Origin of the sequence: Milkweed yellows phytoplasma str. MW1, assembly GCF_000309485.1 — a bacterium.
In the GTDB taxonomy this organism is placed as follows: Bacteria; Bacillota_I; Bacilli_A; order Acholeplasmatales; family Acholeplasmataceae; genus Phytoplasma.
In genome coordinates this window covers 1-9631 of sequence record NZ_AKIL01000036.1, presented here as the reverse complement: position 1 = coordinate 9631, position 9631 = coordinate 1, and the positions used below count along the sequence as shown (strand labels likewise).

Genomic DNA, 9631 nt, shown 5'->3' with positions numbered 1-9631 from the left:
CTTGACATTTGATATAAAAATTAATATAATACTATTAGCAGTCATATTAAATGAGTGCCAAGGAGTATTGTTTTGCTTTCTGATAGAAAAAGATTGATTTTAAAGGCCGTTGTTGAAAATTATTCCAAAGAAGATCAACCTGTTGGTTCTAAATTGATAGCGAGTTTGCCTTATTTAAATTTTTCCAGCGCTACTATTCGTTATGATATGGCACAATTGGAAAAAAAAGGTTATTTAAAAAAAACTCATAAATCTAGCGGCAGAATACCTTCTTTAAAAGGCTATGCTTTTTATTTTAATAATTTAATAACACGCAATAATGAAACTATTAAAATGATTTCTTTATTTGACCAAATTTTAAATAAAAAAAGTTTAAATAAAGAAAAAATTATTAAAGAAGTTTTAGAGCTATTAAGTAATTTAACTAATTATGCGACTTTAATGATAGGTCCTGATGTTTTAAAAACTAATAAAATTAATAAAATCGATTTGATTCCTTTAAATTTAGAACAAGCCCTTATTTTGATTGTGACCGATAATGGCAATGTTCAACATCAAAATATTGTTTTAGAAAAAGATAGCGAATTGTCATTGCAAGATTTGCAAATAATATTTTCTGAATTAAATCATTTGTTAATTGGTAAATATTTATATGAAGCAATAGAAATTCTGAAAAGCGATATTGTTGCTACCGTTTTTGCATCATATACCGAATATAAAGAACAACTGGTACAATCTTTGGTCGAAACCTTTTATAATTTTGCGACTGATAATTTTTATGTATATGGTGTTTCTAATTTTTACGATAATTCGGAATGCAAAGACCTTACATCCGCGAAAGACATTTTTAAAATATTAGAAAATGAAGAATTAAACAGAATTTTTTTTAATTATGAAGAAGTTATTTATAAATTCGCTAATCAAATTAGCTTAATGCCGTACAATAAATTTATGATTATTTCTATTCCTTATGATATTAATGAAAATGAAAAAGGATCAATTGCTATTTTAGGACCGACTATCATGAATTTTCAAGAAATTGTCCCTCTTTTGGAATATTTATCCGCTCATTTGTCGCAGCTATATGATAAAAATAATTATAAATTGGAATAAATAGGAGTTTATTTTTGCATGAATAAAAATAAAAAAACACATAACAATGAAGAAAAGATGAAAACACCAAATCATCAAACTGAAGAAGTTAAAAAAGACCAAGATTGTGGTTGTCACGGTGATCAAAAAGACAACGCTTCTCAAGAAGAAAGCAAAAACAACCAACCAGAAAAATCTTCTAAAAAGGATTGCGATGGTTGTGATAAAAAAAAGGATGAACAATCATCCTCTAATTCCCATGATAAAGACAATTCATCGTCCAAAAAAGATGAAAAAGATTTACAAGCGGAATTATTACAATTAAAAACCGAATTAATCAATGAAAAATTAAAATCTCAAGCAGATTTAGAGAATTTGAAAAAAAGACTTCAAAAAGAAAAAATAGCAGACGTTAAATACGCTTCTATGAATTTGATTACCGACATGTTAGTCCCTTTAGAACAATTAGGACAAGTTTTAGAAATGTCTACTGAAGATGAAATGTTGCAAAAATTTCTCTTTGGTTTTAAAATGATTAACAAGCAAATTAACGATGTTTTAGAAAAAGACGGCGTTGTAGAAATAAAAGCTTTAGGCGAAAAATTTGATCCTAAATATCATCATGCAGTAGAAAAAATTTCTGATGAAAAACAACCAAACGGCGTTAACGTTGTTGTTTTACAAAAAGGCTTTTTATACAAAAATAAAATTATTAAACCAGCTATGGTAAAAGTAAACGAATGGAGTGAAAATAAAAATGGCGAAAACAAATAAAATTATTGGTATTGACTTAGGAACAACTAATTCTTGTGTTGCTGTAATGGAAGGCGGAGAAGCTAAAGTTATTCCTAATGCAGAAGGTAGTAGAACTACTCCTTCAGTTGTAGCGTTTAAAAACGACGAAATCATGGTAGGTGAAGTAGCTAAAAGACAAATGCTTACTAACCCTAACACCATTATTTCTGTGAAAAGACATATGGGTGAGAAAGGTTATACTGTTGATGTAAACAACAAAAAATATACTCCCCAAGAAATAAGTGCTATGATTTTAAGAAATTTAAAAAAACAAGCAGAAGATTATTTAGGGGATGAAGTTAGCCAAGCAATTATTACTGTACCTGCTTATTTCAATGACTCACAAAGACAAGCGACTAAAGATGCCGGCAAAATTGCTGGTTTAGAAGTGAAAAGAATTATTAATGAACCAACAGCAGCTGCTTTAGCTTACGGCATTGATAAAAGCGAAAAAGAACAAAATATTTTAGTTTTTGATTTAGGAGGAGGAACTTTCGATGTTTCTATCTTAAATTTAGCTGAAGGTAACTTTTCGGTTTTGTCTACTGCCGGTGATAACAAACTTGGTGGCGATGATTTCGATGAACGTATTATTGAATTTTTAATTAAAGAATTTAACAAAGATAATGGAGTGGATTTATCTAAAGATAAAATTGCTACTCAAAGATTAAAAGATGCTGCTGAAAAAGCAAAAAAAGAATTAAGTGGTATCGTTTCTACGCAAATCTCTTTACCTTTCATCAGTATGAATCCTACAAGCGGACCTCTTCACTTAGAATACACTTTAACAAGAGCTAAATTTGATGAATTAACACGTGATTTAGTAGAACGTTGTTTAGTGCCTGTTAAACGTGCTTTAACCGATGCTAGTATTAAAGCGGAAGTAATTGATCAAGTTCTTTTAGTGGGTGGTTCAACAAGAATTCCTGCTGTTCAAGAATTAGTGAAAAAAGAATTGAAAAAAAATCCTAATAAAAGCATTAACCCTGATGAAGTAGTTGCTATGGGAGCTGCTATTCAAGGTGGTATTTTAATGGGAGATGTTAAAGATATAGTTCTTTTAGACGTAACTCCGCTTTCCTTAGGGATTGAAACATTAGGCAATGTTTTCACTAAATTAATCGAAAGAAACACTACTATTCCGACTTCTAAATCACAAATTTTCTCCACTGCTGCTGATAATCAACCTTCTGTTGATATCCACGTTTTACAAGGAGAAAGACCTTTAGCGAAAGAAAATAAAACTTTAGGAAGTTTCCGTTTAAACGATATTCCGCCTGCTCCAAGAGGAGTTCCTCAAATCGAAGTATCTTTTGATATTGATGTTAACGGTATTGTTTCTGTTAAAGCGAAAGATTTAGGCACTAATAAAGAACAAAAAATTACTATTTCTGGAACTGGTTCTTTATCAGAAGAAGAAATTAATCGTATGATTAAAGAAGCTGAAGAAAACGCTGAATCTGATAAAATCCAAAGAGATAAAATTGATACACGTAATAACGCAGAACAACTAATTTTCCAAACTCAAAAAACTTTAGAAGATTTGAAAGACAAAGTTAACCCTGAAGAAAAAGCTAAAGTAGAAGAACATATTAAAAACTTAGAAGAAGCTTTAAAAGGTGATGATCAATCTGTCATCAAAGAAAAATTAAAAACTTTAGAAAAAGAAGCGCAAAACATTACTCTTCAAGCTTATCAACAAGCGCAAGAGCAAGCTAAAAATGCGCACGACCACAGTCATAATCATAACCATGATAACGATAAAAATGACGATAAAACAGTTGATGCTGAATTTGAAGAAGAAAAAAAATAATAATCTAATTTAATATTTTAATGAACCAAAAAAAGCCTTTATGACTTTTTTTGGTTTCTTTTATTATTGTAAATGTAAATTATTATTCTAATTAGGAGATTTATTTTGAAAAAAAAAAAAATTATTATAGCGTTTTAGGTTTAACTAAAGAAGCTAGCGAGAGTGAAATTAAATCCGCTTATAGAAAACTTTCTAAAAAATTTCATCCAGATGTTTATAAAGAAGCAGATGCTGAAAGTAAATTCAAAGAAGTACAAGAAGCTTATCAAACTTTAAAAGACCCTAATAAAAAAGCTAATTATGATCGTTTTGGTCACACTGGCGACACTGGTGGTTTTGGTGGCGGTTTTGAAGGCTTTGGCGGCGGCGGTTCGTTCAACTTTGAAGATCTTTTTGAAAATTTCTTTGGCAGTTCTGGTTCTCAACGACAAGGACGTAACAATAATGTTGGAGCAGACTTGCATATTGAAATTACAATTGATTTTCTAGAATCTGCCTTAGGAGTAGAAAAAGACATTAAATTTCACGTAGAAGAAGATTGTCAACATTGTCGAGGAACAGGGGCTAAAAACGCTCAAAGCGTGCAAACTTGTTCTTATTGTCATGGTAATGGTTATGTTGTTGTTAACCAACAAACTATTTTAGGCAATATTCCTTCTCGACAAATTTGTCCACAATGTCGTGGCGAAAAACAAACTATTTTGCACAAATGTTCTTCTTGTAAGGGGCAAAAAAGAGTCAAAAAAGTTAAACAAATGAATTTGCAAATACCGGCTGGTGTGGAAAGTGGTATGACTTTAAGATCGCCTCAAAACGGTAATGGTGGTCATTTAGGCGCTGCTAATGGCGATTTATTAGTAGATATTAAAGTAAGACCGCATGAACATTTTAAAAGAGATGAACAAAACATTATTACCACTCTTTTCATTGATTTTTATCAAGCTGTTTTAGGAACTACCATTAGTGTAGCGACTATTTATGGCGATGTGGAACTTAAAATCCCAGCAGGAACCCAAACGGATACAAAGTTGAGGTTAAAAAACAAAGGAATAGCTTATTTAAATTCTTCTCGCAAGGGAGACCATTATGTTGTTGTTAAGATAAAAACTCCTACAAAAATCAGCAATACTGAAAAAGAACTGTTTTTGAAATTGCAAGAATTAGATAGATTAAATAATAATGTTAAAAAAAATAGATCTTGGTTTTTTTAACGTTGTATTTAAGCTTTAAAAATAAAAAAATACCGCTCTTTTTTAAATAATTATTATATCAAATTGTTTATATAATTTTTTATGATAATATAAATAAGAGTGGTATTTTTTTATTTATTTAAAGGAAGTGTAAAAAAAAATGATTTTAGTTAAATTTTTAAGAAATATAGATTTGAAACCTTATTTTTATTATGCTTTAGAAGAATATATTTTAAACAATGTTTTAAAAGAAATGGATGAAGTCTTTTTTTTTCTATGGACTATTAAAGGAGTTGTAATAGGTAAAAACCAAGTTATCGAAAACGAAGTTAATTTGGATTATGTTAAAAAAAATAAGATTAATCTTTTTCGTCGTCCTACTGGTGGAGGATGTGTTTATAATGATGAAGAAACTCCTCTTTATAGCATCATTACTAAAAGAAAAAACCAAAATTTCACTTTTAAAGAACATTTGAATAAAATTATTCCCCCTTTTAAAAAATTAGGAGTTGATTTATATTTTAGTGGTAGAAACGATATTTTGTTAGAAAATAAAAAAGTCTCTGGAAACGCTTTTTTACAAAATCAAAACGGCATTATCATTCATGGTACTTTACTGTATAATTGTGATATAGACGTGATGGTGCGTTGCATTACACCAAGTAATGAAAAATTAATTTCTAAAGGAATTGATAGCGTTTCTGCTCGTGTGACAAATTTAAAAGACCATTTAGATGGCATGTCAAAAGACGAATTAGTACGTTATTTAGAAAAAGAATTAGCGCAAAAAGAATATGTTTTGAGCGAAGAGGAAATAGCCAAAGTTGAAATGTTGTCGCAAAAATATTCTTCTGAAAAATGGTTATATTTTGAACATCCTCAGTATTCTAAAACTTTGAAAAAACATTTCTCTTGGGGAAAATTAGAAATTTTATTAGATTTACAAAAAGGTAAAATTCAACAAATGAATTTAAGAGGTGATTTCTTTCATAAAGAAGATAATTTATCCTTATTTATTGACCCATTTATAGATGTTTATTATCGTAAAGAAGATTTAGAAAAAGTCTTAAAAACTCATAATATAGGTGATTTTATTTTAAACGCTAATAATCAAGATTTATTATCTTTATTAGAAGAAGGGTTGTTAATTTAAAAAAAATAAAAAAATTATTTCTCTTTTTTAGTAAAAATAGAAATAAAAAATGTATAATAAAAGGAAGGGATATGAATAAAAACAAGAAACAAGTTTTATTAAAAAAGATGATTGTTGTTTCACTTTTTATAGCAATTTCTTTCTTTTTAGAGATGGTCTTTGTTAAATTATTTTACAGTGGACATAATTGTCATATTACTTTAATAAGAATAGAATTATTACCTCTTATTTTGATAGGATTTTTATTTGGATGGAAATTTAGTTTCTTTTCTAATTTATTATATGTAGCAATTCATATTTGCATGGAATATGCGATGGATAGGCATTTTTTTGAATTACTTTTAAAAGATACAGAATCGAAAAAGGTATTATTTTTAGGCTTATTATTTTTTGTATTTGTGGTGCCTTATTTAGCTTGTACTATTTCAGGTTTTTTTCACCGCAAAGAATTAAGACATTTATCACAAGGTAAAGTTATTGCAGGAAGTTTATCGTTAATAGCGATTGTTCAAATTATTTCTTATGCCGTTTTTTCTTTTCTGCTTTATCATAACCAGTCTCATGAAATTTTACATGAATACGAAAGCGTCATAAAGGATTCTAATTTGCCATATAAACTAATTTTGGGTTATTACATATTATCTGTTGTTTTACAAAATATAGTTATTGGTTTTATTTTGTATTTTTTGAATCCTATTTTAAAAGTAAATTTAGAAAGTTTTTCGTTAGAATAAAAAAAATTGAATAATTTTCTTTTGCAAAAAAAATTATTCAATGAATTTATCTATTACTTTAAGATAATCAATTCTTGGATTATAATTAAACGGAATACTAAAGAGCTCTTTTTCAAAAATTTGATAACTGATATTTTTAGCCTTATTATTGTTTAAAAAATTAGTTAAAAAATCAATCGGTAAATAAAAATACTTATTTTTAACTTTAAAATGAACAATAAAAAAAGCAATTCCGTTAAATTTTTGTGTTCTTTGTAAAATCTCTATTTGATGTTGAGGAATATTACTCAGTGAAAAGCTGTTTTTATTGTTAGTTTCTTTAACATCGAAAGATAGATATTTACCTTTGTAAATACCGTGATAATCTGGTAGAGAAGAAGTACGATAATAAGCTTCCACTATTTTAGCTTGTTTTCTTTGAGGGTATTCTACTCTTACTACTTGGATAGGGATTTCGTTTTTATAAACTAATGCTATTTCTTTTTCTTGATAAAAACGATTAGTTAAATTAATATCTCTCTCTAAATTAGCGCCTAAATTGCTTTTGTTGCTGATAACGTTATTTTTTTCTTTTTTGAAAGGGTAATCCATGGATATTATTTATCTACTTTCTAAGATTTCATGTTTCCTTCGTTTAAGGACTAATTAATAAAAAATCATTTTTAACAATTTCCATTATAAAATAATTTTTAACAATTTCTAAAGATTAATAAAAATTTTTGTTCAAGGAGTATAAATTACATTTCATGAAAGAAATAAATTTTTTTGCCTTAGGTGGTATAGGGGAAAATGGAAAAAATTTTTATTTATTGAAAGTAGATTCTTCTTATTTTATTTTAGATGCAGGACTTAAAAATCCTAATGTAGTCTCTAATGGGATAGATTGTGTTATTCCTGATTATCATCGCTTGGAATCTATTAAAGAACAAATCAAAGGTATTTTCATCACTTCCGCTTTCGAAACTCATTCTGGCGCTTTGCCATATATGATGGATTATTTAGAAGATATTCCGGTTTACGCTTCTGACTTCACTATTGAAGTTTTAAAAATAAATTTATACCAAAACAACGTCAATACACATAATGTAGAATTTAGAGCTGTTCAAGATAAATCAGTAATAGATTTTGGCAACACTAAAGCGCATTTTTTTGGGATATCTCATTTTTTACCGGAAACTTTAGGGGTTGCTTTTGAGACTTCACAAGGTTTGATAGTGTATATTAGTGAGATGCATTTTGTTCAATCTAAAGATGTTAATTTTCAAACTAACTTTGCTCATTTATCAGAGTTATCGCAAAAAGAAGTTTTAGCTTTAGTTCCTGCTTCACAAGGAGCTTTTAGCATTATTACTCAAAAAAAAGAAGAAATTTTAGAATACTATTTGAGTAGTTATTTTGCTAGTATAGAAAACAATATTATTATTTCTTTTTTAGTTCCTGATTTATTAAAAATTCAGTTAGCGATTGATTTAGCTTTAGAGGCTAATTTAAAAGTTGTTATTTTAGGGCGTAAAAGCGAAAAAATTATTGACGTTGCTTTACAAAAAAATTATTTAAAAATTCCGGCAAAATCTTTAATTAATTTAAAAACATCCACAGATTATTTAAAATATAAAAATTTAGTGGTGATAGTAGTAGGAAAACGTTTTGAACCTTTTTATAGATTGCAAAGAATGTGTAAACAAACCGACCGTTTGATGAAACTACATCCTAAAGATAAGATTTTATTATTATCTATCGAAGCCACTGGAGTGGATAAAATTCAAAATAAAACAGTTGATATTTTAGCTCGAAAAGGTTTTATTGTCGATGTTTTAGAAAAAGATTTATTAAAGTCTTCTTCTTATAATTATGAAGAGAATTTCAAATTAATGTTACATTTATTAAAACCTAACTTTTTAATGCCTGTAGCGGGCGAATATAGACATCAATGCCAAATTAAGAAAAACGCTCAAAAATTCAATTATCCTAATAATAAAATTTTCTTATTGGAAAATGGTGATGTTTGGAATTATGATTTCAAAAATAAACCTTATGTCAAAAAAAATTTTTTCAAAAATTTAGGGGAAATTTTAATTGATGGAAGAACACCGGTTTTAGAAGGTAATGATTTCATTTTAAAAGATAGAGAACTTTTAGCTAACGATGGCGTTATCATCATTGTTTGTAATCTAGATTTAAAAGCCAGAGAAATCGTGGGCAATGTGGAATTAATTAGCAAAGGTTTTTTAAACAAAAGCAATACGGATGCGATTTTCGAGAAACTAAAAGATTTATTCGCTAAAATAAGCAAAGGTTTTTTAATGATTAATAAACAAGTTAAATGGAGTGATTTCAAAAATAACTTAAGAGAAGATTTATCTAAGTTTATTTATAAAGAAACGAAAAAGAAACCAGTCGTTATTCCTGTTTTAATTTCTATTTCACGTTAAGAAAAACATTCTTTAAAAAAATATCAAGAAAGGAAAAAAGGTTGAAATATATTAAATGGAAATGATCAATCAAAACGTTTCTCCGAAAGAATTTGATATTGTCTTTTACGCTTTGGGCGGATTAGGCGAAGTCGGTAAAAATATGTATGTTTTTGAAATCGATCAAAAGATTTTTATTGTTGATTCAGGTATTTCTTTTTCTGATGATTCCTTTTTAGGAGTAAACTATATTATTCCTAGTTATGAATATTTAGTGCAAAACGAACATAAAATTGTGGGCTTATTTATTACTCACGGACACGAAGATCATATCGGCAGTATACCTTTTTTATTGAAAAGAATAAACATTCCTAAAATTTATGTGACGGGCATTGCTTATGATTTAATAGAATTGAAATTAATAAATTATAAATTAAATAAAT

9 protein-coding genes are annotated in these 9631 nt (G+C 28.0%); 8 read left to right on the top strand and 1 reads right to left on the bottom strand.

The genetic code is table 11. The annotated features are described in order from the left end of the window. Positions 1-72: 72 nt before the first annotated feature. The 6 genes from hrcA (at position 73) to RI76_RS00635 (ending at position 6777) form a co-directional block, all read left to right on the top strand. Complete coding sequence (gene hrcA, locus RI76_RS00660) at positions 73-1113, top strand: heat-inducible transcriptional repressor HrcA (protein WP_017192200.1); 1041 nt, start codon at positions 73-75, stop codon at positions 1111-1113. An 18-nt stretch (positions 1114-1131) separates the two neighbouring features. Then, the gene (locus RI76_RS00655; RefSeq protein ID WP_017192199.1) at positions 1132-1866 is read left to right on the top strand and encodes a nucleotide exchange factor GrpE; all 735 of its coding nucleotides are present in this window, start codon (positions 1132-1134) and stop codon (positions 1864-1866) included. After that, positions 1850-3700: a molecular chaperone DnaK gene (gene dnaK, locus RI76_RS00650; protein ID WP_017192198.1), complete on the top strand. Its 1851-nt coding sequence runs from the start codon at positions 1850-1852 to the stop codon at positions 3698-3700. Before RI76_RS00655 ends, dnaK begins: the two co-directional genes overlap by 17 nt. A 98-nt stretch (positions 3701-3798) precedes the next feature. Next, positions 3799-4911: a molecular chaperone DnaJ gene (gene dnaJ / locus RI76_RS00645; protein ID WP_026072028.1), complete on the top strand. Its 1113-nt coding sequence runs from the start codon at positions 3799-3801 to the stop codon at positions 4909-4911. A 139-nt stretch (positions 4912-5050) separates the two neighbouring features. Further along, on the top strand, positions 5051-6043 hold the full coding sequence (locus tag RI76_RS00640) for a lipoate--protein ligase (protein ID WP_017192196.1): 993 nt from the start codon (positions 5051-5053) through the stop codon (positions 6041-6043). A gap of 71 nt (positions 6044-6114) precedes the next feature. Next, positions 6115-6777, top strand: coding sequence for an ECF transporter S component (locus RI76_RS00635; RefSeq protein ID WP_017192195.1), 663 nt, complete (start codon positions 6115-6117; stop codon positions 6775-6777). Between the two features lie 33 nt (positions 6778-6810). On the opposite strand, the gene recU is transcribed toward RI76_RS00635, so the two are convergent. Beyond that, positions 6811-7368, bottom strand: coding sequence for a Holliday junction resolvase RecU (gene recU, locus RI76_RS00630; RefSeq protein WP_017192194.1), 558 nt, complete (start codon positions 7366-7368; stop codon positions 6811-6813). Positions 7369-7523: 155 nt separating this feature from the next. On the opposite strand from recU, the gene RI76_RS00625 reads away from it, so the two are divergent. Further along, positions 7524-9209 carry a ribonuclease J gene (locus tag RI76_RS00625; protein ID WP_017192193.1) on the top strand — a complete coding sequence of 562 codons (1686 nt, stop codon included), beginning with the start codon at positions 7524-7526 and terminating at the stop codon, positions 9207-9209. A gap of 55 nt (positions 9210-9264) precedes the next feature. After that, positions 9265-9631 (top strand): MBL fold metallo-hydrolase (locus RI76_RS00620; RefSeq protein WP_036343462.1); only part of this gene is annotated, 367 nt, incomplete at its 3' end.

What these genes read in the sequence shown, in the direction of transcription:
- RI76_RS00655 (WP_017192199.1), top strand. Translation starts at nt 1,132, where the DNA reads ATGAATAAAAATAAAAAAACACATAACAATGAAGAAAAGATGAAAACA.
- dnaK (WP_017192198.1), top strand. Translation starts at nt 1,850, where the DNA reads ATGGCGAAAACAAATAAAATTATTGGTATTGACTTAGGAACAACTAAT.
- RI76_RS00640 (WP_017192196.1), top strand. Translation starts at nt 5,051, where the DNA reads ATGATTTTAGTTAAATTTTTAAGAAATATAGATTTGAAACCTTATTTT.
- RI76_RS00635 (WP_017192195.1), top strand. Translation starts at nt 6,115, where the DNA reads ATGAATAAAAACAAGAAACAAGTTTTATTAAAAAAGATGATTGTTGTT.
- recU (WP_017192194.1), bottom strand. Translation starts at nt 7,368, where the DNA reads ATGGATTACCCTTTCAAAAAAGAAAAAAATAACGTTATCAGCAACAAA.
- RI76_RS00625 (WP_017192193.1), top strand. Translation starts at nt 7,524, where the DNA reads ATGAAAGAAATAAATTTTTTTGCCTTAGGTGGTATAGGGGAAAATGGA.